Source organism: Belliella filtrata, from assembly GCF_022549775.1.
Classification (GTDB): domain Bacteria; phylum Bacteroidota; class Bacteroidia; order Cytophagales; family Cyclobacteriaceae; genus Belliella; species Belliella filtrata.
Genome location: NZ_JAKZGP010000065.1, coordinates 1 through 24652, shown reverse-complemented (window position 1 = coordinate 24652; position 24652 = coordinate 1). Strand labels below are relative to the sequence as shown.

Here is a 24652-nt window from a genome sequence, read left to right as displayed (position 1 = left end):
GTATTCCTGTCGGACTATTACCAAAAGGTTAGAATCAAAACTTAAAGAACCGCCGTATACCGAACGGTACGTACGGTGGTGTGAGAGGACAGATAGGGAAATAATCCCTATCTTCCTACTCTATTAAGCCTATAGTAAGCATAGTGTTAATTCTTATTAACAAAATCTAATTTTTGACAATTTTAGCTTATCTTTTTAGAAACACAGAAAATACAATGATTCAAAAATTCTACATCCCGATACTCTTGATATTGATTTTTATACTTTTTATGGATTTACCTGGCCTTGCACAGGGTCGCTATGCCTCTGGAGTGATTTTAGATAGACATACAGAGATGCCCGTTGCTTATGCGAATGTTGGTGTCAAAAGTAAGTTTACAGGTACAGTTTCGGATTCTCTTGGTTACTTTTCTCTAAGACTTGATCAGCTTTCAAGTAATGATACTATCCGAGTTTTCCGCATGGGCTATTCGAATGAACTGGTCCCTGTAGAAAAACTGTCAGCTGAAGATACAGCACCATTTGTAATACTTCTTGAGCAATATGCACTAGAAATGAGTGGGTTTACAGTGACCACCAAAGCCATGAATGGGGAGAGAAACTTTGGGAGCTTGAGTCAGCGCTCGGTTTTTGCTTATGCCTTTAACCCTTCCAAATCTCGGATATCAGAAAACTTGGGAAGGGAAATAGCCATTGAATTCGATACGAAAAACAGGCAAATCATGCCAAAGAAATTAAAGTTTGTACTTTCTACCAACCAGATTGCAGACCTGGTTTTCAGGGTGAATATTTATGTTGCCCAAGAACAATCATCAGGCTTTCCAGATAGAAAGGTTTTTGAAAAGGTATTTGATATCGAAGATACGGCAATAGGAGAGGTAGAGGTTGCTCTGGATGCAGCTGACTTGCAGCTTGAAGGAAAGGTTTGGTTATCCTTAGAATTCGTGGGCTATCAAAATGCCAGCGATCAAGGTATATTGACCATGCCAGTAAAGTACCCTTTTGGAAAGATGTACATAAGAGATAGTAGCTTAGGAGAATGGAAAAAGGTGCAAGGGTCGCCGAGTATTTTATTGGAAGCGGAGACTTATTGAATCAACTTAGCAGGCATATACCTAGTGGTTAAAACTCAATCCAAAATCTTATCGAAAAGAAATTCACATTGCTTTTCTACGATTAGAGTTAGCTTTTTCTTTCTAGCCTTTAGCAAACTTAGGAGATCTTGGTACTTCTTGGATATTTCTTCCTTATCTCCATGATAGTACACTAAGTGCTGTAATATCAGGTGGTTTTGATACCAAGCTAGTAAGTCTTGCTGTATTTGAGCCATTTTGACATGTACTTCTTTGACAAATACAGGATTGAACCCTGATTTGATCCGTATGTTTTCTACAGCGATGATAACCCTAATGCCTTCATATATGTCTTTCAAGGCTTTGGAATCTAGCTTACTACGGTGATCCAAGGCAAGAAAATCTAATTCCTCATTGATCATCTGGGTTGTAGCTGTGTTGAGAGCGAGAGGCTTGATGCTTTTGCTAAGCTTTTTTACTTCAGCATAATAGTTTTCCCAAGTGCCCAAACTGGTTCCTACAATAAGATCATACGCTTTGTTGTAGTGAGATTTCTTTTCTTCTAAGATGTGTTTTTCGTAGCTTCTATAAGTTAAGTCTTGCTCTTGACTGATAGAAGCAAGTTGCTCTAGAATGAATTTTAGGTGTTTGGTTTTTTTTACACCTTTGAACATCTGATTGAAGGGGCCGAAAAGTTCAAATTTGAGAGCTGGATTTTGAAATTGAATTTTCCCAATGAGCTCTGTGAAAATGTCCAAGAAAATCAGCTTTTGCTCCAACTCTATAGCTTTTTTAGCTTTATATTCTTTCCCCAAAGAAAGGAAATGTTTGTGAGCTTCTTCAAACTGAGCTTGAAAAAGCTGAAATACAGGAGAAAGCTTTTCACTCATGATTTAGGAGATTTTGACAAGGGTAGCGCCATAGCCAAATGGACTTTTTTGCTCATCCTGAAAGTACTTAATGTTTTTCAATTGACTCAAGTATTTGTGAATTTCCTTTCTCAAAACCCCATTTCCTATTCCATGAATGAATGTAATATGATCCATACCATGTGCTATGGCATAGTTGAGGTTCTTTTCAAAGGTCTCCATTTGGAGTTGTAGCATCTCGCTATTACTCATGAATGGGTAGTCTTTGGTGAGTTTTTCGATATGCAAGTCTATGCTTGAGGCAGGTTTTGGCATATCTATAGGGGCTTTTGGCTTGGGGCTTGGAGCCAGCGACTCATTGAGTTGCTTGATGTCTATTTCTTTGGTATTATTGTCTGTGAGTTTGAAGAGGTAGCCGTTCTTATCCAGCTGAGGGATTTTGGACTTGCTTTTGAAAAATGAGCTTGCTTTGAATTTTACTTTTCGCTCGAAGCTAGGTTCTGTTCTCTCAATTTTCTGATGTATTGGTATAAACTGACAACTTAAAGTAGGCCATTCCTCAAAGGTCGCTATGGTCTTCTCACTGATTTTTTTATTTGATTTTGCTGCAATTTCACCTGCAAGTAGTGTTTGGCTGTTGTCGCCATACACTTCAGAGATGATACTGATGTAGTTTCTTTGACTTTGATTGATCAGGTAAACGCTCAATACCTTATCGTTGATCGGGAGGTAGGCCAAAAATATCCCAGCTTCCTGGGCACTTTGCGGAGTGATATTTTGTGGATTTTTGACAACTTCCTCTTTGATACCATCGCCGAAATACTGCCTCTCTGCTGAAGAGATCACCACCACTTCATTTTTCATGGCTGGGATCTTGAACCCATCTTCAATTTCAATTTCTATTCTGCCACCACTAGATATTCTTGTGATTACTCCTTCTTCATTGGCATGAAGTAGCCTTACCCGGTCTCCGATATTCATGAATTCAATGCTGTTTTGTATGTGTCTATTGCCCTTTGTCGAGCAAATTTATGTTCTACAATGGGTTTTGGATAGGTCGATTTACCATATTCTGGCACCCATTTTTTGATGTATTTCAGTTCTTTATCAAACTTCTCTGTCTGTGATTCAGGATTAAATACCCTAAAGTATGGTTGAGCATCTGTGCCAGTACCAGCTGCCCATTGCCAGCCACCATTATTCGAAGATAGTTCAAAATCCAATAACTTCTTAGCAAAATATGCCTCTCCCCATCTCCAATCGATCAAAAGGTGCTTGGTAAGGAAGCTAGCGACGATCATCCTGACCCTATTGTGCATGTAGCCAGTGGTATTGAGTTCTCGCATACCAGCATCGACTATGGGATAGCCAGTTTTGCCTTCACACCATTTTTTGAAGTTTTCTTCATCATTTTGCCATGGTATGGCATCATACTGGGATTTGAAGGCCTTATCTACAACTTCAGGGTTGTGAAAGAGAATCATCATGTAAAACTCGCGCCAAATTAATTCATTCAGGTAAGTTTCATTGAGTTGTGCCGCCTCCAATGCAAGGCTTCTGACACTGATAGTACCGAATCTCAAATGAATCCCAAGCTTGCTAGTCCCGTTTATTGCAGGGAAGTTTCTGGTTTGATCGTATTTTTTAATGAGTGGCTTATTGATTTCAAGTGGAGGGATTTTTATGTCTGATTTTGAGAACCCCATGGAAGATAATGTCGGTATAGCAATGACTTTGGTCTGGAAGAATCCTTTTTTCCGCTTGTCCAATTTCAATGGTTCAATATTCAGCTTCTTGAATTTCTCTAGCCATACTTTACTGTATGGAGTGAAAACTTTATAAAACTCCCCACTGCCATTGACGATTTCGCTTTTTTCGAATATCACCTGATCTTTGAAGTCTAAGAATTGAGCTCCCTTTTCTTTGAGCAATGCTTTTATCTTTTTGTCTCGGCTGATTGCATAGGGTTCATAGTCTCTGTTGGTATAGACCTGTTGGATATCGTACTTCTCGAAGAGTTCTTTGTAAATCTCTACAGGATCTCCATACTTGACCAAAAGACTACTTCCGAAGTCTTCAAGCGCCTTGGATATGGATTCTATTTGATCATGAATGAAAGTCACTCTGGCGTCTTTTTTATCTTCCAGATCATCGAGGATGTTTTTGTCAAAAATAAAAAGTGGCAGAACAGGTTCATCTTGTTCAAAAGCATAGAATAGTCCAGTATTATCTTCCAGCCTGAGATCTCTTCGAAACCAAAATATGTTTATTTTATCCATAGTTTTTGTCTAGTCTAAGAACCTAATCATTGAGCTTAACCAATTGTTTGAAATCAAACTTACAAAGTGTTTATGGAGCAAAGATTTTCTCTATTTCTGGATCTTTACGAATGAGGTTGTCCAGTGGAATAGGCTTCCAGTTTTCTTTGTTTTCAAACTGATACCTTAAAAAATCATCGGTATCATTGATGCGAAGCTTCTCTCGATTTTTCTTGGTAATCCTATCAAGAAGCTCTTTGAACGAGTTGAACGCAAGATTTTGAGATACAGAGATACCGTAAGTAGCCACATTCCTAGACAAGGACAAGGAAGTGAATGTATTGAAATTGTTCCTATTGTAAATCCTCAACCTGTACCTTCCATCTTGTGTGATCAGGTACTCTGCCTGCCAATCTCCAGCGATACTATTAATATCAGCATTGCCTTGTAGGTCTGTAAATCCCCCATCCCTAGACACACGAAGCCTACCATCAAGAAAAGTGTAAGCCACACGCAGCTGAAAGGTCTCCAGCGCACTCTGGTCGAGGCTTGCCAGGTCTATATCTACTTCGAGGTTTGAATCCACTTGGGAGATGAAGCTGTTCAATTGTGAAGAGAGCAACTGACTGAGGTTGGAGCTCGCAATATTGCTGACACCACTAAACTGACCCTCAGGAGAGAAGGAGCGCATCATGATCACAGAGAATACTTGCCTATTTTTTTCCTGTTCATCATTTGCGATTCTATTTCTGAATGCAGAAATGTAGGTTTGAATGTTACCTTCTGGATACTCTGAAAAGTCAAAGTCAAAGTCAATTTGTGGACTCAAAATATTTCCTTTCAAGTCCATGATAACTTTCAATGGCCATCTTCTTCTCATTTGAGGGTCTTCAAGCTCACTGCCCTGGGTGGTTCCAGTTTGGAGATTTTGAAGTGAAACGGATTCTTGATAGGTGGCTCTGAGATCCATAATTCCCTCATACGGGTCGCCAAACCACGTGATTCTCCCTCCTGGTTGTACATTGAACTCTCTTCTGATGATGTTGTATAAGGAAAAGTTGTATTTGGCTTCTGTGATTTCATAATTTCCAGACATAGAGAAGTTACCTTGGGTGTCAATATTAAGGGATAGTACACCTCTGCCTCTTCCTTGAATGTTTTCTCCAGTTCTTGGGTCAATTTGAATTTCGACATAGGCATCTGGGGTCACGTCCAGATCGAAGTTCATTCGGACATTGTTTATGGTGAGTTTTTCGACGGCGTCTTGAAAGTCAATAGTTTGGGTAGTATCTCTGACATTGATAATTCTGATAAAGTCTTCTTGAGCTTGCACATTTGAGGAACCCAAGGGGATGAAAATTCTTGTGTTTGCTTGTGAAGTAGCTTTAGCGTTGATGTCTAGGTTGTTTGTGGATCCAAATATATCTAAACGACCCGTGGCATAGGCTGTGCCGTAGAAAAGATCATTGTCCCTAACGCTTGTGTTGAGTACTTGAAAGTTATCCATGTTCGCTGTTATATCCAGCAAAAAGTCTTTGAATCCATCATGAGTGATGCCACCTCTCATTCTTGTGATGTTTCCATTGATATCTTTTAGGGTGATTTCTCTGAATGAAATATCATTGGCTCCAAAGAGTAAGTTTCCGTCAATGGTATAGAAAGTATTCAAGTAATTAATTTTGAGAGACCCTCCGTTGACGTTGCCACTTCCGGTTACCAAGGGGGAAGATAAAGTCCCACTGATTTCCAAGTCTCCATTGACCATGCCCCCCATCTGAGAAATGTACTCTTCAAGAAAAGGCTCCATGATAGAAATATTTGCTTCTCTTAGCCTGGCTTTAAGGTTGATTTCATCACTTTCTCCACTCAAGTACCCGTTGACAGCGATTACTTTCTTTCCTTCACGCGTGTTTGTCAGTTCTAAGTTTACCCTGTTGTCTGCAAGGTAAGTCGCTGCCTCTATATCTCCTATCAGGAAGTTGTTGATGTAGAGATCTTCTATGTCCAAGTTTCCATTGATCTCTGGATCTTGGTACAGGTTGCTGATAGCAAATATGCCATTTGCCCTTCCTTCGTAAGATTTTAAGCTAAGTGTATTGAAAAAATCAAGATTCAATTCGTTGATTTCTAAACTCAAAATTTGCTCTGGGTCAGGTGAGATATTACCATTTATAGCTAAGAATTGATTTTCGTTGACAAGCTTGATACCGTCGAAGAGTACTTCTCTATTGGCTATATAAATTTGATTGTTTGGGGCAAAACGCCATATTTTGTCTAATACTTTTAGCTCTGAGGGATCCATTATAATGGACGTGTGATCTGGGTAAATCTTTATTTCACTTTTGAGATCTATATAGCTGTCGTTGCTGAATTGATCTTGTTTGTAAGTAAAATCAATGCTGTTTTGGTCCCATATGGCTTCCAGTACCATGTTGTTGAATAGTAAACCATTTCCAAGTAATTGTTCCTTAGAAAATATGTAAAAGGAAGCTAGTACATCCTCAGCGCTGGAGAGTTTTGAGGTGTTGAAATCAATATTGGTGTCAAAAAGAAAGTTTCCGTTGTAATATATCGAATCGATACTTGAGAAGAAGTTGAATATAGTATTGTCAGGTGTTTGATAAAAAGCTCCTTCTACCAAAGTGTTTTTTGAAATTGTTGCTTTTGGTTCAATAATATTAAGGATTGGATTGAAATCTATAAAATTAAGATTGATATCGATGTTATAGGGATCAAAATCTTCGCTCTTTTGCTTTGATTGTGGAACAGGTGAGTTGGTTAATATGGCCAAATACTGCTTATTGAGTAGACTGACATCACTGATAAGTCTCTGAACTTCAAATTTGCCAGAAATTCCCGCCACAAGTAAGTCAGAGTTTAGTGAAATCAGTCTTGAATCATCTGTGAAGAGGGATTGGAAGAAAAAGTTATCGATAGAAAGATTCCTTCCTTCATAGCTTAGCCCAATCTCACTGAATCTTGCAATACCTTCTACATTGTCAAGGGTGATACCCTTGGTGTCAATATCTACCTTTCCACTGACAAACAGGTCACGATCCATGATATTCAAATCTTGAAGGTAAGCGGTGTCTATGGAGGCATTGAGTCTTACAGAGTCTTTTCCGTCACGTAAGTCCAGAATACCATCAAATTCGGCTTTTAGGTTAGGGTCATTAACCTTAAGCCGACCACTGAATAAGTCCTTACCAAAGGTAGCATTGCTGGTGATGTTTGCATAGTTGTACTGGTTGATACCCAGCTTTCTGATATTTGCATCGATTTGTACTAGTGCTGTCTCCAAGGTAAGGCCTGTACCTCGAATCTGTCCAGTGAGAGAGACTTTTTGGAAATTCTCTTTGTCTTCAAGTAGAACACCCAAGTCTAAATCTCGAAGTTCAACACGTCCATTATAGCTATTTTGATTGTTGATGTTTTTGTAATTTACCCTTCCGATCATTTGACCTATTCCTGTCCGGAAGTTGCCATTGGCGGTAAAGTTTGAAATATAGCCAGAAAAGTCAGTGTCAAACCTGATGTCTCTGAACTTATTGATTCCACGCTGAGCTTCTTGACTGATATATGGAGCCAAGTCGGTACTGTTCAGTACAGAGTTCAGGAGTGACATTTCAAAAAATGTCTCATCAACATAAGGCAATCCTGAAATCTTGAATTTCCCAAAAAGAGCTGATCGCTGTCCAAACCTGATCAGTAACTGATCTGAATTCAATTTATCCACCTTACCAAAGATGTCTCCGCTCAAAGTGATTTTATCTTGGAAGCTTGGGATTTGATCAGAAAAGTAGCGTAAGTCTTGAAAGTTTAGCGTGGATTCATCCAGACTTGCCAGAATTTCGACCTCTTGGTTGAAGTTTGACAAGGCTGTAATGGATTCGTATGAAAATTTCAAATAATTCTTGATTTGAGTATCATTCGACCTCAAATACAAATCATCAAACTCCATAAAAGTAGGCGCAAAAGTAAATGTGGTCTGTAGCTGTTGTATCACTATTCCAGAAGTCACCTCTATACCCTTTAGGAATTTTGTTTTGAAACCTATCTCACCAGCATGGGAGTAGAATTCGTCAGCATCTGCCAGCAGGTCTCTAAACCTGAGTTTGTTATAATCAAATCCAGAGGTGACAGGTATACCTACATAGTTGATAATATCCAGGGAAGTTTCTTCAAGAAATATATTCCCAATGCTGAATTTTGGTTGTGAGGTTGGTTTGTCTGATCTTGGGAAGAGGCTGTTGACCCTGTTAAAGAATACAGAGATGTTCATACCTTCTCCTTCCTTGTGTGAAAGAAGTCTTACATTTCCATTGATCAGTTTGATTTGGTCCAAGCTTGGATTGTCACGGTCGAGGAGTCCTTTTACAGAGAAATCAATGTAAACCTCTTTAAGGTTGATCATCAAGCTGTCTTCGTGATCATAGACCACTACATCATCCAAGCTGACTGCATCCCACCACCTGATATTTACCCGTGATATTGAAGTATCAAATCCCGTGTTTTTTGTGATAAAATTGGTGAGGTATCTTATGGCTTTGGTTTGTACAGCTGGGATCTGAAGTGCCCCAGCGATCAATACAATGCTCAAAACAAGGAAAAGAACTATCCTGAAGAGCAGTTTTAAGGCTTTCAGTAAAATTTCCGTAACTTTCGACTTCTTTTCCAAAGGAGTATAACAAAATGAATGTAAATATTCTTGCTATCGAATCATCATGTGATGAAACTTCAGCAGCTATCATATCAAATGGCAAAATACTTAATAATATTGTCGCCACGCAATCGGTTCATGAAAAATATGGAGGAGTTGTTCCAGAATTAGCTTCTAGGGCACATCAGCAGCACTTGATTCCTGTAATTCATGAGGCAATCGAATCTTCTGGTATTCCAAAGGATCAATTGCATGCGGTAGCTGTCACCCTAGGGCCAGGATTGATGGGCTCATTGATGGTTGGTGTTTCCTTTGCCAAAGCCTTTGCCTTTTCATTGGATATTCCATTGATTGCAGTGAATCATATGGAGGCTCATATTTTGGCACATTTTATTGATGATCCAAAGCCAAAGTTCCCATTTATCTGTCTGACTGTAAGTGGAGGGCATACACAGTTAGTTTTGGTAAAAAGCCACTTAGATATGGAAGTGATCGGGGAGACTTTGGATGATGCTGTGGGAGAGGCTTTTGATAAGACAGCTAAGCTTCTTGGGCTTCCGTATCCGGGTGGTCCCTTGATAGATAAGCATGCAAAACAAGGAAATCCAAAGGCATATCAGTTTCCCATTTCAGACATGCCAGGTTTGACATTTTCATTTAGTGGAATCAAAACAGCCATATTGTACTTTCTAAGAGATAACTTGAAGCATGATGATGATTTTATATCCAAGCACATTGATGATATCTGTGCTTCCGTACAATATACCTTGATCCAAACATTGATGCAAAAGCTAAAGAAAGCATCCAAAACCTATGGAATCAAGGAAATTGCCGTAGCGGGAGGAGTTTCGGCTAATTCGGGTTTGAGAAGTGAATTGGAACTTTTGGCCAAAAAGCATCATTGGAATGTATACATACCAAAATTTGAATATTGTACAGATAATGCCGCTATGATAGCCATGGCAGCACATTATAAGTTTGCGAAAGGAGCGTTTGTAGGCTTAGATATTAGCCCAGAAGCCAGAATGAAGATTGGGTAATTCAGGTTGTAAATTTATCAGTACGAATCGAAAAGTAAGTTTTGCAATAAAAAGAATAGTATGAATAAGAAGTCGAGATTTGAGAAAATCATCAATATAAAAAATAAGAAGGCGAGCTATGAGTTTGAGTTTATAGAGAAGTTTGTGGCAGGACTTGTCCTGAAAGGAACGGAGATCAAATCTATTCGTGAGAGTAAGGTCTCTTTGACTGAAGCGTATTGCTTTTTTAGAAGTGGAGAATTGTATATCAAGCAGATGCACATTGCTCCATACTCTATGGCAGCTAGCTACAACCATGATGCAGTTCGGGAGCGAAAATTATTGCTTAACAAAAAAGAACTTGATAAATTAGAAACTAAATTTTCTGAAAAGGGACTTTCTATCATTCCAGTCAGAATTTTTGTCAATGACAAGGGGCTAGCCAAAATGGAAATTGCTCTTGGAAGAGGTAAAAAATTGCATGATAAAAGAAATGATATCAAAGATAAAGACCTTAAAAAGGAAATGAGTAGAATGGCCTATTAAACATATTGCTTAAACAACTTGTTTTTTGGCCATAGATGTTCACATGAGCGATTATGGAAAAACGGGTTTTAGTATTAAACATGGATCATTCACCGATAGCTGTGATTACAGTTCAAAAGGCGTTTGTTCTGATTTTTTTGGATAAAGCAACTTGCTTGTCTCATTATGAGGGGATGGAAGTGAGGACAGTGAATGAAGTTTTTTCCTACCCGGCAGTTTTGAGGTTGAATGAATACAAGAATATTCCTTTCAGGGGTGTGTTGCTGAATAGGAACAATCTTTTTCGCAGAGATAAAGGAGCTTGCCAATACTGTGGTTCGAAGAAAAACCTCACCATAGATCATGTTATCCCCCGATCCAAAGGTGGTAAGACCAACTGGATGAACCTGATCACGGCATGCAATAGGTGCAATGTGCTCAAAGGTGATAAGACACCTGAGCAATCAGGGCTTGTGCTTCAATCTAAACCATTCAAACCAAGTTTGGTTTTTTTTCTATCAGAGTATGCAGAAAGACAAGCTGAAGAATGGCTGCCATTTTTGGGAGTGAAGGCTTATTAACATTTGGAATGGTTATTGACGCAAAGTGACCTTAATCTCTCTTTCATGAAGCAATCAAAAAATATCTTCAAGGTAGGAAACAAAGTAGCTTTAGGCTTTTTTCTTGCAGCATTTCTAGTGATCAGTGTAAGTGTGGTTACATTTTTCAGCATTAGAAATCTCCTTGATACAGTAGAGAATCTGTCAGAACCGAATGAGAAATTAAGACAACTCAATGGACTAATGGCAGATGTTTATTTACTAGATATGTCCAAAGCTGATAGAACTTCTGATAGAGATTCGATTTTCAATGAAGCTTATGAGCGGATTGTGAGTAGGTTAAAGTGGCTAGACAGAAATGCAGACGATAGCCTTGAAGTATACAGCTTTGAAAAAATAAACATCAACATTCAAGAATTGCTTGTGTCTTATGCTGGACTAGAAGAAGTAAGGTATAGACTTACCAACAGGAACTTTAGTCAAGAGGCACTGAAAAGTATAGAAATCAAGATACAAAGACAAAAGCAATCTTCAGAATTGGAATTCTTGGGGAATGTGAGAAGAAGAGATCTTTTTGAACTAAGAGATCGAAAAGAGGATGTTATAGAAGAGATTTTGGATACTGATGATAGGGATAATATTACAGAGATCGTAGAAGAAATAGAAGCCCTTAATATCGCTCAATCTGGCTCAAGACTTAGCAAATCGGAATCAGATTCAGTATTGTTAGCATTGAGGAATTTGGTGACGAGACTTTATAAAGATGAGCAAGAGCTTAGGGAGAATTTTGTAAGGATGGAGGCATCACTCCAAGGTAAAAACGCCGAGGTATTTTCTGAGATACAAACATTGATCGGTAATCTACAGCGAAACTTACTAGGTCAATACAAAGATCAAAATCAATCAGCATACAAACTTACTTACAATGTTTCCTTGATTTTAGGAGGCTTGGTGTTGTTTGGTATAGTAGGATCATTGGGATTTGTATATACCATTCTCAAAGAAGTACGCCAAGCGGATCGATATAGGGAAGGACTGGAAGAAGCCAAAAAGCAATCAGATAACTTGGCTGAAGCCAAGCAAAATTTCTTGGCAAATATGAGTCACGAGATTAGAAACCCCTTGCATGCCATACAAGGATATCAAGGAGCACTTGCCAAATCTCAACTCAATGATCAGCAGGTAGAATTTGTTAAAATGATAGGCTTTGCTTCTGGTACACTAATGCAGATCGTAAATGATATCCTTGATTTTTCAAAACTAGAGGCAGGAAAAATTTCAATTGAAAAGGAACCTTTTGACGGCTTGAAGCTTTTTCATGCAATTCAAAGTTTCTTTTCATTCAGAGCAGAGGAAAAGGGAGTTGATTTTGAATGGGTAGTTGATTTGCCAAAAAACAAATCACTTGTCGGGGATGAGCTTCGCATCAATCAGATCTTAAATAACCTGATCTCAAACGCCTTAAAGTTCACACAAGAAGGTAGTATCAAGGTTAATATTTCTTATGAAAATGATCAATTGAAAATGGAGGTGGCTGATACGGGAATAGGAATGTCAGATGAAGTGAAGCGTAAGGTATTTGATGAATTTGACCAGGGGGAGAGCTCTGTGACTCGTAGGTTTGGAGGGACAGGGTTGGGGCTTTCTATTGTCAAGCGACTCGTGGACCTACAGGAAGGAGAAATAGAAGTGGAGAGTATGGTAGGTGAGGGGTCTACCATTATGATTAGAGTACCTATGAGTTTGGGTGATCCAGTAATTGAAGAAGCTGATGAGATCAATCCTGAATTCAGCCTTGAAGGCTATGTCTTTCTGGTGGTAGATGATGATGCTATGGGGGTGAAGCTGATCAAGTTGCTTTTGGAGAGTCGAGGAGCCAAAGTGAATTCATTCTCTGGAGGTGTTGACTTCAATCAAAACTATAAAGGAGAACATTTTGATCTCGCATTGATAGATATTCAAATGCCTGAGATCGGTGGAGTAGAAGTGCTCGAACTCTTATTGAAAAAATTCAATAAAACTTCAGATGTGATCATAGCTATGACGGCCAATGTGTTTGCTGAAGAGCATCAAGGTTTGATCAATCGCGGGTTTAAGAATGTGTTGTTGAAGCCATTTGATGAGTTTAAGATATTTGATCTACTCAAAAATAATTTAGACAAGCCAATGAAATTGAAGAAAGAAGGTATTGAAGATACTGATGCGGTTAGTAATACCAAGTCTCCTGAGTATGATCTTAGTGATATGAAGCGCTTTGCCATGGGGGATGAAGAACTTTTTGCAGAAATTATGCAAGATTTTGTGGAGGCTGGTAAAGAAGATGTTTTGAAGCTAGAGTCGGCACTTGATCAAAAAGATTTTGCCAGCATCAGGGAGGTGACACATCAGCTTGCCAGTAGGTTAGGGCAAATCAAATCAAAACATGCTGAAAAGGCTAAAGACATTGAAATAGCAATCAAGTCAGATAAATTAGACGGTATTATGGATCAAACTTCGCACCTTATCTCTGAATTGAAAGCGCTGATGGTTGGTTTAGAGGAAAAATAGATTTACTGTATTTGAGATGTAATTGCTTTCTTAAAAAAGCAAATTCTGTTAATTATTGCTTTTTTAAGAAAGCGATATTGTATGTTTTAAGCTTAAATGTTTTACCTTTTGATTTTCTTATTGACCTACCTGAGTAAAAATATTTACTCAAATGAAGTCCATGAGATTTCTTAATTATAAAAAAACTATTTGGTAGCATAAGTAAAAAGGGCATTGCTTTATTATAATCCAGTTTTTCGTAAAACATACCAAGCCTGTTAAGGTTTTTATAATAGCTGTCTACTTCTATATAGTAATTCAATTCACTATCAAGCATTTTGGATTTGATATTACCACCCTTCAATTTAGCTAAATGCCATTGCGGATACAGAAGTAAAAGCTAAATGATTTGGTTGAAATTTAGGCGTCTTTCAAGGCTTCAAATGTTGCTTCCAATCCATCAGGCACTTGCTTCAAATAAGTCGACAAATGATCAGTGGGTATTGTTTGTAGTTTAAAGGCCATATTTTCTCATCTTATTATACAGCGTTTTTCGGTCTATACCCAATTGTTCTGCAGTCTTGCTTTTATTGTACTGATTGGCAAGGAGGATTTCCTGAATTACATTCTTTTCCTCATCCTGTCTCAAAGCTTTGACTGTTTGATGAGAGGAGCCTGTTGATCTTTTGTTTGTAATCTCATCAGGTAAAACCCCAAGTGTAATTTGATTTGAATTTTCCAAAAGTGTAGCTCTTCTAACGATGTTTCGCATTTCTCGCAAGTTTCCAGGCCACTCATATTTCAAAAATTTATTTGCAACCTCTTTGGAAAACTCCTTTGCCTCTTTATTTAGTTTTTCACAGCTTTCAAGAAGAAACTGTTCTGCAAAGAGCATGAGATCATCTTTTCGCTTTCTGAGTGGGAGGGCTTTGATAGAGAATTCATTGAGCCTGTAATACAAATCCTCTCGAAAAAGCCCTAATTTAACTTGTTCTTGAAGGTTCTCATTGGTAGCTGCGAGTATTCTGACATCAATGGAAATCTCCTGTGTGCTTCCTATTTTTCTTATTTTTTTCTCCTCAAGAGCTCTCAAGAGCTTGATTTGAGACTCATAGTCTAAGTTTCCCACTTCGTCCAAAAAGATAGTTCCTCCATTGGCAGCTTCGAAATGTCCAGTGGTGGTTTCATTGGCGCCTGTAAATGCACCTTTTACGTGTCCGAAAAGTTCACTCCCTGCAAGATCTTTGGAAAGTGTGCCGCAGTCTACAGCCACAAATGGGCCTTGGTTGCGGTTGGAAAACTGGTGAATTCTTTTCGAAATGTATTCTTTTCCTGTACCTGTTTCCCCTAAGATGATGACGCTAAGATCGGTAGGAGCCACAAGCTGGATGTGCTTTTCTATTTGTTGTGCATCGGAGCTATTGCCTACGATGTAATTTTCCTCACCAAAGGCTTTTTTGGATTGCTCTTTTTCTATTTGTTCTTCTTCTAATGCTTCTTTTACAGTGAGGAGTAGTTCATCTGGATTGATAGGTTTAGTGATGTATTCAGCGGCTCCCATTTTCATGGATTTTACAGCTATGCCTATATCCGAATAGTTGGTAATGAGGATTACTGGAAGTTTTTTATTGAAGGCTTTGAATTGAGCTAGCAATTCTAGACCAGTACCGTCAGGGAGTCTGAAGTCGGTTATGATCAAGTTGACTCCCTCTTTTTTACCCTCCAATAAACCATTTTTGACCGAGTCCGCTGTCTCTACATTATAGCCATTTCTTTCTAAAAAATTCTTGATAATTCTGGAGTAACTTAAATCGTCTTCTATTAGTAGGATTTTCTTCATTCAGGATCAATTTGAATATAAATTAACGAAAAAAAAGGTGCAAGAAAAACTCTTGCACCTTTTTATACTATTTTGAAATGACAATTAGTCTTTTTTCACTTCATTACCCTCAGCATCGTACTTTTTATCGATACCTTCTCCGCCATTATCAAACTTAACGACATAGTACTTTTTACTTTCTTTCATACCTTCCCAAGCTTCCTTGATAGCTAATTCAGATACCATTGCATCTTCTTTGATAGTTTTCTTAACTGCTGCGGGAAGATTTTCTGGTTCGATTTTAGTCTTGTCGTCCTGAATATTGATAGTTACTTCTACCTTATCCAGCGTAGTAGCATTTCCCAACATTGGAGTAGCTGCTACTCCAAAAGCGAACATTGCGGCAATCATCATGTGATTTTTCATAATTATGGTGTTTTGGTTAGTAATAAATTGGTTAAGTAATCTAATAATGGTTAATTACTACGGAGTGTAGAAACTTTTTTCCAATTCCGCAGCGTAAAATTCATTCATAACATTGTCTCCTTGTTTGTACTTTTGTTTTTGGAGGGAATAAGAAGAACCCAAGATCAAAAACAATAAGCCAATTAAGAAGGACAATATCAGTGTGAATTTTTTCATATGTTAATATCATATGAAAACACTGTACCATTATCTAAAACCATGCCTAAATTCAAAAAATTAGGATTTTATTTTGAAAAAATGTGGAAATTTTCCACAAATTGAGATTTTAAATTTCCCCAAAATGTGGAATACATTGTTTGTATTGCTTAGCTCAAGCACCGGAAGTTTAGCTAGTCAATATTACAAAATGCAATACTTCCACCATTTCCTTCTTTTATCATTTAAAAAAGCGCTAACTTTGTGAGCTCAAATATAACTTTCATCCATTTTCAATGAGTGATCAAATCAAACATGAATGTGGTATTGCCATGATTAGGCTTAGAAAGCCGCTTCAATACTACATCGACAAGTACGGTTCCCCAGCATATGTTTCAAATAGACTTTATGTATTGATGCAAAAGCAAATCAATAGGGGTCAAGATGGTGCTGGTGTAGCCAATATTAAGATCAATACTAAACCAGGTACAAGATACATCAGCAGGTATAGGTCAATAGAGTCACAAGCTGTAAATTTTATCTTCGATAAAATTCAAAAGAAATACAAAAAGGCCCGAAAATTAGGCGGAGATGAAGCGCTTTTGGATGCTGATTGGTTGAAAGAAAATATTGCATTTACTGGAGAGGTTTGGTTGGGTCACCTAAGGTATGGTACACATGGTGAGAATAGTATAGAGACTTGCCATCCGTTTTTGAAACAGAACAATTGGAGGAGTCGAAACCTCGTAATGGCGGGGAACTTCAACATGACCAATGTGGAAGAGCTGTTTGGAAAACTAGTTGATCTAGGACAACATCCTAAGGAAAAGACCGATACTGTTACGGTAATGGAAAAAATTGGTCACTTTTTAGATGAAGAAAACCAACGAATTTTTGATAAGTACAAATTACAATACAGCAATGAGCAAATTACCGCGGTGATTGAAGATGAACTTGATGTAGCTAGGATATTGAGGAGGTCTTGTAGGGATTTTGATGGTGGGTATGCTATGGCAGGATTGATAGGTAATGGATCTAGTTTTGTCGTAAGAGATCCTTCAGGGATCAGACCGGCATACTATTATGCAGATGATGAGTTTGTGGTTGTAGCATCTGAAAAACCAGCGATCAAATCAGCATTTGATATAGATTTCAAAGAGATAAAAGAGATTCAACCAGGACATGCATTGGTGATCAATAAGGACGCTAGCTTTGGCGAATATGAGATCATGCCTGCCAGAGAAAAGAAATCATGTTCTTTTGAAAGGATATATTTTTCTAGAGGAACAGATCCAGATATCTATAGAGAACGAAAAAATCTGGGTAAAGCATTGATTCCTCAGATTTTGCAAGCGATAGATTTTGATTTGAAAAACACCGTGTTTTCCTATATTCCAAATACAGCTGAGACAGCCTTCTTAGGAATGATAGAGGGGATTGAGGATTATCTTAGTGCCAAGAGGAGGGAAGTACTTCTCGAAGGTAAGCCACATTTGGAAGATTTGGAAGAACTGCTCAATTTCAGGCCAAGAGTAGAAAAGTTGGTGTCAAAAGATGTGAAGTTGAGAACTTTTATCACCAATGACTCTGATAGAGATGCCATGGTTGCCAATGTTTATGATACGACCTATGAAGTCGTTCGCTCTGGTATAGATACTTTGGTAGTGATAGATGATAGTATAGTGAGAGGCACCACCTTAGAAAAGAGTATTTTGACTACTTTAGATAAGTTGAATCCAAAGAGAATCGTAATCGTATCTTCAGCTCCTCAGATCAGGTTCCCAGATTGCTATGGTATTGATATGTCCAAAATGAAGGAGTTTATTGCCTTCAGAGCTACGATCCAACTTATCAAAGATAAAGGAATGCATTCCTTGCTTGATGAAGTGTATAGCAAAGCCAATGAGGGTGATGTCCTAAAGCATAATTATGTAAAAGGCTTGTATGAGCCTTTTTCTGATCAGGAGATTTCAGATAAAATCGCTGAGATCATTACTTCTGAAGATATATCCGCTGAAGTAAAAGTGATCTATCAGACTGTGGATAATCTACACAAAGCTTGTCCAAACCATTTGGGAGATTGGTATTTTACAGGGGATTTCCCAACACCGGGAGGGATGAGGGTCGTTAACAAGGCCTTTGTGAATTTCATGGAGGGTAAAGCCATCAGAGCATATTAATAAAAAAAGCAGCCATTTGGCTGCTTTTTTTATAAACCTTTAATCACCGCTAAAAGCTCATCAGGATTGATTGGCTTTGATATGAAAGCATCAGCACCTTTATCTATTGCTTTAGAAGCGACATCTTGATCACCATATCGGGTGATTAATATAGTTTTGGCTTCTTTATTTTGCGTTTTGAGTTTTTCTAGAATCTCGATCCCATTCATGTCAGGTAGTCTATAGTCTAATATGGCAAACTCAAATTTATTCATTTCCATCAACTCTATAGCATCTTTACCATTTTGTGCATCAAGCACTTCGTAACTATTCTTGGTGAGAAACTTTGTTAATATCTTACAGAAGACCACATCGTCTTCTACTATCAATACTTTTTTGTTCATGATTATTGAATTTAGTGGTTAATGTAATCTTTTATTGGGCTATTTCCATAAGATTTGATGGCATTTTGATCAATGGCATATACGGCCATGGTACTTTGTACAAACCCTTTGATCAATTCATCCACGCCTAGACCTAGTTGGCCAAAGTTACGAATATCAAATAACATCAGTCGTTCATCGGCATAAGTCCACCCATCTTCTCCTTTAATAGAAAGGTTGGTGCCATATACCTCCCAAGAATTCATGTCTTCTGGTAGCTCTTGATTCAGTGGGAATCTAGATCTTCTGCTGTAGACTGCCAAAGGCCTAATCCCTTCTTCGGTAGCATGCATCATGAGCCTAAGATCGAAGGCAAAACTTCTACCTTTAGAATCAGGAATAGTACCTACATGGTACCATGCAGAAGTAGGGTCTAAATTTCTGCTGAAGTTACTGTGAATCAATTCCTGTATGAGGTACTCATCATTCGGGTCTATTTCAGACATGGCATGATCTAGCTCTGACTGACTGATGACCGTATATACTCCTTGACCTGCATTAGAGTCTGGTACTTTGATAACCATACTTCCTCCCAATCGGTCAAAATGACCTTGCAATTCAGCATATTTTACCTTTCGAAATGTCTTTGGGGTAAAAATTCCAATACCCTTGTCTTTATATTTTTCATTGAAGACATCATAGGCAGCACTAGCGATTTCTTTATTTCTACCACCAGCCAAACAAGCCTCAATGGGGTTTAGAATCAGAGTTTTAGTTTGTTCTGGAAGCCTCGTCCAGGGCTCTTGGGTCACATACCTGAATGAAGCCCTGATTTGCACCCATTCATCTTTTTCATTTCTGATAAACATCACACCATTTTCAAACTTCACGGGTGGATCTATGTCTGCTTTATCAAACTTGGCTAGGTAAACATTTTCTCCAAATACATCTGCTACAGTAGCTGCGTATCCGATGTTTTCCATAGGGTTTTTATCATAGATTACAGCCAGAGCACCTTCCATCTTGTGTGCATTTACCATCGGTTTGAAAGTCTTGTCAATAAGCCTTTTGTATCCTCCTTGCTCTACATTGAGGTCTAGGAGCGGCATTGATTTTTGCCCTGAAGGGCAGCTGTTGGTTTCTATCACCGTCAACCTTCTGTTCCCCTCATGATTGGTTACATGCATCAGGTCTGTACCTGCCCATCTGAAATATTGCGGCTGATACCTTAAAATTTCCATTAGGGTGTCTAGGTCACTTTGTGGATGTAGACGATGATACCTTTCGGCAATTTGCTCATGAGATAGGTTTAGAAAGTAAGCGACCAATGGGTGTATGTTTGAATTTAAAACACGAGGATACCAATGGTCTGTAGGTTCAAAATCACCAGGCTCTACGAGATGAACATTTTTAGAAATAGATAATTTCATATGATTATTGTGTTAAATGCTAAATTTTATAAATAAGTGATTCTACGGTGTCCCAGTTTTTCCAAAGCATCAATATTCCACTAAGTACCATACTGGCAACGACTATTTGTCTGAAAAATAGATCTGACATTTTGGAAAGGATGATCTTGCCGATATACACAGCCACCATGGATGTAACACCTATTAATATACCATACTTGAGTACCTCTCCGGTTACGTATCCGAAATAGGCATATGATATGATTTTTGTAATGTGTAAGATGATCGCATTGGCTGAACGTGTACCAAGTAAGGATTCCTTGCTAATACCATAGTTTAGGTACGCGGAATTCATCAAAGGACCCACTCCACCGATCAATCCAGAAAGAAATGCAACAACAAGACCCATGGGAGCAAAATGCCATGCTTTAATTTTAAACTTTGGTTTACTTGGCTTCCTAAACTGGACTACCGTAGAGACCAATAATAATCCAATTAAGATCTGAAGATAGTCACTTGATAAACTTGCAAATAGTCTGGCACCTAAAATAGAGCCAATGATAGTAGAAGGAAATAGCCAAGCAAAAAGCTTCCAATCAATATCTCGCCAAAAGAAAGCAACTTTGGAAGTAGAGCTTAAGCCAATGCTAATGGCCATGACTGGAGCTACTGCTTTGACTCCCACTACAACAGCCACCAGCGGCATGAGTAAAAGACTAGCTCCGCCACCTGTCAGCGTACTCAAAATAAATACAATGAATGCGCCGATTAATATAAGTATCAATTGCATAAATTAAATTGGTAGTATAAGAAGAGCTTTACAAGTAAAATGCTCTTTGTTTGATATTACTTTTTCCCCTATCTAAGAAAATTCCATACCAGTTTTAGTAAATTTGACTTTCTTTACATATATATAAATCGTTAAAGACGGGGATTGTTTCCCCAATTTGAGTAAAAAAAATGAAATGTACTTCATGAAAAATGCTATGAATGTAAATATCCAACTATTGAAAAGTATTTGTGAAATCGCTGGAGCTCCAGGCTTTGAAAAAAGGATCAGAGATTTAGTGATTCAAACAGTCACTCCACATGCAGATGAGGTGAGGGTGGACAATATGGGGAATGTTGTAGTTGTTAAAAAATCTAAAAAGAATCCTGACAATAAAAAAGTGATGGTAGCGGCGCACATGGATGAAATAGGTTTTATTGTGACTCATATAGATGATAATGGTTTTGTGAGGTTTCATACCTTAGGAGGGTTTGACCCAAAGACACTTACCGCTCAGCGTGTAATTATACATGGGAAAAAGGATTTGGTAGGTGTAATGGGTTCGAAACCTATTCATGTGATGAGCCAGGAAGAAAGGACCAAACTTCCTAAAACGACGGATTTTTTCATTGATCTAGGTATGACAAAAGAAGAGGTAGTAAAATATGTCTCTGTAGGAGACTCTATTACAAGAGATAGAGAGCTCATCGAAATGGGTGATTGTGTAAACTGCAAATCCATCGATAACCGAGTAGCTGTATATATCTTGATAGAAACATTAAAGACGATCAAAGATCCTGCTTTTGATTTATATGCTGTCTTTACTGTGCAGGAAGAGGTAGGGTTAAGAGGTGCAAATGTAGCTGCTCATGGCATCAATCCTGATTTTGGAATAGCTTTAGATACTACTATTGCATTTGATGTGCCCGGTGCTCAGGCACATGAAAAAGTGACAGAGTTAGGAAAAGGTACTGCGATAAAAATAATGGATGCCATGACTATTTGTGATTATAGGATGGTAGACTTCATGAAAAAGACGGCAGAGACTCATCAGATACAATGGCAGCCAGAGATTCTGACAGCTGGTGGGACAGATACAGCGGGAGTTCAACGTATGGGTAAAAATGGTGCCATCGCTGGAGCAATTTCTATCCCTACAAGGCACTTGCATCAAGTAATAGAAATGGCGCACAAAAGTGATATCATTGAAAGTATCAAACTTTTAAATGCTTGTATTGAGGATTTGGATCAATACGATTGGAGCCATTGATAGTGTTGGCTCATTTTCTAAAAGCTATATACGAGAAAGTGCTTATAGGTCTAATTGACAAACAAGCACTTTCTCATTTATTTATGCCACTTTTTTATCCTTTACTGTCCAGGCAAGGTTCTGGTCAACCACCCTCTTCTACTTGCTGTAGCAATCGCATACGGAGTAATCCAGAACAGAGAGAAAGTATAGAATATGGCGTAAGTATAAGCTAGCAAAGCTTCTTTGTTTTTCCTCTTTATGATATAGAAAACTGCTGGTATTGAAGAAAATGCAAATAGGCCAATAAATATAGAGCAGATTACGAGTAGCGGTTGCGTTACCAATAATGCAATCAGAATAAGTAAGGCAGGGTAGGCCATAATAACCTTGATCCATTGGTTTAGCAATAATAGCCTTGTGCCTGTTTTATTACCTTCTCTAAAATTTGAAAAGGCAAATTTGGTCAACATGATGTTCTCCCTTACATTGCTTCTTTCCCAACGCGTAAACATTTTGGTAAGGGTGTTGTAAGAAGTTGGAAGATTTGTATACACCTCTGCATTTTTTTGGAATTTCACCTCGTACCCTTGCTTCAAAATCATGTTGGTCATGGCTCGATCTTCTCCGATATCTGTTTTTTTTCCCATGAACTCCTGATTAACCCAGTCTTCTAAGCAATTCATCACAGCTTCTTTTTTATAAGCAGCTAATGCACCAGGAGTACAAAGCACAGAACCTAATGTACTCTGTGCCGACCTTATAAATTCGAAACTAAATGCGAAACTAACTTGCAGCATTTTGGGAATGATGCCTTTGTCCTTGTTGAGTACCATGACGTTTCCAGCTACTGCACCCACTTTTCCATTGTTAACAAATGGACTTGCAAGGTTTCTAAGGGTGTTTCTATTGACAAGTGAGTCGCTATCTACTGTGATGAAAACCTCTCCAGTACCCATTAAGAACCCTCTATGTAGCGCAGCTCTTTTACCCATGTTTTGGGGTTGTTGCAAAATGGTTAAGTTATTTCCAAGTTCAGATTTAGCTTTTTTCATCCACTTCCAAGTGTCGTCTTTGCTTCCGTCGTCAAGCGCAATCACTTGTAATTTTTTGTCAGGGAAATTACTATTTGCAAGGCTTTTCAAGGTACGATACACCATCTCACCTTCATTGTATGCAGGGACTATGACTGTGCAATTTGGTAGCAGATCATCAGAAACTGATATAATCGGCTTGTAAGCTTTGTATAATGAAAATATCCACCCAATAAACAAGACTTTGATACTTAACAAAACAATAGAAATTGCGTAAGTCCAAAAACCCCAACTAGAAGTAAGCCTCTTAATATGCAACTGCTCAAACTCAGCCTCAAAGATGAATAGTCCGCATATTGCAATTGGTAAAGTCAAAAAAGTAAGTGCAATCATCCATTTTTCATGCTTTGAGAATTTACCATTAAATTTGCCTACATTAAGTTTATGAGGGTTAACCGTAAAGCCGAATGGTATTTTGGATATTTTGGTGTTAGCAGATGAAGTTAAGCTTTTGTAAGAATTGATCATATTTTAGAATTGATGATTCAATATCCTTTGCCAATTCTAATGCCTGAATTTTTAATTTTAATCGAATAGGTCATAATTCCTTCATTTTAAGTGAAATTGGTTGTTTTTAACAGCGAAAGTTTACTTGCAAACACCAAAACGTTAGAGATGAATTTATACGGAATTAAAATTTGAGTATAAAAATCCCATTATGGGAATTTTAACATATTAAATTCCTCATGTTGGGGATTTTTTTTGGTCAACGGGGAATTTTTTCGTGGAAACTAGAAATTTCCCTATTGACAAATTGTACTGAAATTAAAATCTGGATGAGAGAAGTTTTGAACAATAATTGCTCTCATATCTTTTGTGTTTAAGCAAAGTTTAACCAAAACAAAAATTTTATGAGCCACACAGTCAAAATTACCGATGTATTATCACTCACCCATGATGTCAAAAGGTTACGAACAGAAAAACCACAAGGATATAGGTTTGAACCTGGTCAGGCGACTGAAGTTGCTATCAATGAAGAAAAGTGGAAGGATGAAAAAAGGCCATTTACTTTTACGAATTTACCTGAAGATGATCATTTGGAATTTGTGATCAAGTCCTATCGGGATCATGATGGTGTTACCAAGCGAATTGAAGATTTGGTGGAAGGCGATGAGTTGATCATTGAAGAAGCTTGGGGAGCTATTTCTTACAAAGGAAAAGGTGTTTTCATTGCTGGTGGTGCAGGTGTTACACCTTTCATTAGCATTCTTAAGATGCTTAAGTCTAAAGATGATTTGCTAGGGAATAAACTGATTTTCGCTAATAAAACGGGCAAAGATGTGATGCTAGAATCCTATTTTCATGAGATTTTGGGGGAAGATTTTATATCAGTTTTGGACAAAGAAAAGCTTGATGATCACGAATATGGCCGTGTAAATATGGAGTTTCTAAAGCAATATTTGAGTGATTTTTCCCAACAATTTTATGTTTGTGGCCCTGAACCGATGGTCGAAAGTGTAAGCGAAGCACTCAAGCAGCTTGGGGCAGATCCGAATGGAATTACTTTTGAAGAATAATGTTTATGATATTTTATAATATGACTCCCCCGAATTTGACACGTTACCAAATTTTGTTTGACAGCTAGTGTCAAATAGTTTTCAGTGTAGCTGAAATTGATGTAATTGGAAAAAAAAACAGCCATGAACATTATTAATTTCA

Annotated in this window: 18 protein-coding genes; 8 read left to right on the top strand and 10 right to left on the bottom strand. The window is 38.0% G+C overall.

Annotated elements, in window-relative coordinates:
• Positions 1-215 precede the first annotated feature (215 nt).
• Entirely contained in the window at positions 216-1094 is an 879-nt protein-coding gene (locus MM239_RS17745) for a carboxypeptidase-like regulatory domain-containing protein (RefSeq protein ID WP_241349587.1), read from the top strand.
• A 35-nt stretch (positions 1095-1129) separates the two neighbouring features.
• Here MM239_RS17745 and MM239_RS17740 read toward each other — a convergent pair whose 3' ends face one another.
• From MM239_RS17740 to MM239_RS17725, 4 genes are all read right to left on the bottom strand, one after another.
• Complete coding sequence (locus MM239_RS17740; protein ID WP_241349586.1) at positions 1130-1963, bottom strand: hypothetical protein; 834 nt, start codon at positions 1961-1963, stop codon at positions 1130-1132.
• Between the two features lie 3 nt (positions 1964-1966).
• Positions 1967-2923, bottom strand: a complete 957-nt coding sequence (locus MM239_RS17735; protein WP_241349585.1) for a Smr/MutS family protein — start codon at positions 2921-2923, stop codon at positions 1967-1969.
• Positions 2920-4221 carry a cryptochrome/photolyase family protein gene (locus tag MM239_RS17730; RefSeq protein ID WP_241349584.1) on the bottom strand — a complete coding sequence of 434 codons (1302 nt, stop codon included), beginning with the start codon at positions 4219-4221 and terminating at the stop codon, positions 2920-2922. The genes MM239_RS17735 and MM239_RS17730 overlap by 4 nt, the downstream gene beginning before the upstream one ends.
• Before the next feature lie 70 nt (positions 4222-4291).
• Positions 4292-8878, bottom strand: a complete 4587-nt coding sequence (locus tag MM239_RS17725; RefSeq protein ID WP_241349583.1) for a translocation/assembly module TamB domain-containing protein — start codon at positions 8876-8878, stop codon at positions 4292-4294.
• Between the two features lie 14 nt (positions 8879-8892).
• On the opposite strand from MM239_RS17725, the gene tsaD reads away from it, so the two are divergent.
• From tsaD to MM239_RS17705, 4 genes are read left to right on the top strand one after another with little or no spacing between them, the layout of a single operon-like run.
• Positions 8893-9900: a tRNA (adenosine(37)-N6)-threonylcarbamoyltransferase complex transferase subunit TsaD gene (tsaD, locus tag MM239_RS17720; RefSeq protein WP_241349582.1), complete on the top strand. Its 1008-nt coding sequence runs from the start codon at positions 8893-8895 to the stop codon at positions 9898-9900.
• Positions 9901-9960: 60 nt separating this feature from the next.
• Positions 9961-10425, top strand: coding sequence for an SsrA-binding protein (gene smpB, locus MM239_RS17715; protein WP_241349581.1), 465 nt, complete (start codon positions 9961-9963; stop codon positions 10423-10425).
• A gap of 53 nt (positions 10426-10478) precedes the next feature.
• Positions 10479-10985 carry an HNH endonuclease gene (locus MM239_RS17710; RefSeq protein WP_241349580.1) on the top strand — a complete coding sequence of 169 codons (507 nt, stop codon included), beginning with the start codon at positions 10479-10481 and terminating at the stop codon, positions 10983-10985.
• 45 nt (positions 10986-11030) lie between these two features.
• Positions 11031-13511: a hybrid sensor histidine kinase/response regulator gene (locus MM239_RS17705; protein ID WP_241349579.1), complete on the top strand. Its 2481-nt coding sequence runs from the start codon at positions 11031-11033 to the stop codon at positions 13509-13511.
• Positions 13512-14004: 493 nt separating this feature from the next.
• Here the strand turns inward: MM239_RS17705 and MM239_RS17700 are convergent, their stop codons facing one another.
• Both MM239_RS17700 and MM239_RS17695 read right to left on the bottom strand, forming a co-directional pair.
• Positions 14005-15330: a sigma-54-dependent transcriptional regulator gene (locus MM239_RS17700; protein ID WP_241349578.1), complete on the bottom strand. Its 1326-nt coding sequence runs from the start codon at positions 15328-15330 to the stop codon at positions 14005-14007.
• Between the two features lie 84 nt (positions 15331-15414).
• Positions 15415-15735, bottom strand: coding sequence for a hypothetical protein (locus tag MM239_RS17695; protein ID WP_241349577.1), 321 nt, complete (start codon positions 15733-15735; stop codon positions 15415-15417).
• 491 nt (positions 15736-16226) lie between these two features.
• On the opposite strand from MM239_RS17695, the gene MM239_RS17690 reads away from it, so the two are divergent.
• Positions 16227-18110 carry an amidophosphoribosyltransferase gene (locus MM239_RS17690; protein WP_241349576.1) on the top strand — a complete coding sequence of 628 codons (1884 nt, stop codon included), beginning with the start codon at positions 16227-16229 and terminating at the stop codon, positions 18108-18110.
• 29 nt (positions 18111-18139) lie between these two features.
• Here MM239_RS17690 and MM239_RS17685 read toward each other — a convergent pair whose 3' ends face one another.
• The 3 genes from MM239_RS17685 to MM239_RS17675 are packed head-to-tail and all read right to left on the bottom strand — an operon-like array spanning position 18140 to position 20671.
• Positions 18140-18493 carry a response regulator gene (locus tag MM239_RS17685; RefSeq protein WP_241349575.1) on the bottom strand — a complete coding sequence of 118 codons (354 nt, stop codon included), beginning with the start codon at positions 18491-18493 and terminating at the stop codon, positions 18140-18142.
• An 11-nt stretch (positions 18494-18504) separates the two neighbouring features.
• Positions 18505-19902, bottom strand: coding sequence for an ATP-grasp domain-containing protein (locus MM239_RS17680; protein ID WP_241349574.1), 1398 nt, complete (start codon positions 19900-19902; stop codon positions 18505-18507).
• A 19-nt stretch (positions 19903-19921) separates the two neighbouring features.
• Positions 19922-20671: a sulfite exporter TauE/SafE family protein gene (locus MM239_RS17675; RefSeq protein WP_241349573.1), complete on the bottom strand. Its 750-nt coding sequence runs from the start codon at positions 20669-20671 to the stop codon at positions 19922-19924.
• 196 nt (positions 20672-20867) lie between these two features.
• Here MM239_RS17675 and MM239_RS17670 point away from each other — a divergent pair, with 196 nt between their 5' ends.
• Positions 20868-21920, top strand: coding sequence for a M42 family metallopeptidase (locus MM239_RS17670; protein WP_241349588.1), 1053 nt, complete (start codon positions 20868-20870; stop codon positions 21918-21920).
• Between the two features lie 101 nt (positions 21921-22021).
• On the opposite strand, the gene MM239_RS17665 is transcribed toward MM239_RS17670, so the two are convergent.
• Positions 22022-23461, bottom strand: coding sequence for a glycosyltransferase family 2 protein (locus MM239_RS17665; protein ID WP_241349572.1), 1440 nt, complete (start codon positions 23459-23461; stop codon positions 22022-22024).
• 383 nt (positions 23462-23844) lie between these two features.
• Between MM239_RS17665 and MM239_RS17660 the strand changes: the two genes are divergently transcribed.
• On the top strand, positions 23845-24510 hold the full coding sequence (locus MM239_RS17660; RefSeq protein WP_241349571.1) for a ferredoxin reductase domain-containing protein: 666 nt from the start codon (positions 23845-23847) through the stop codon (positions 24508-24510).
• The last annotated feature ends 142 nt before the right edge of the window (positions 24511-24652 follow it).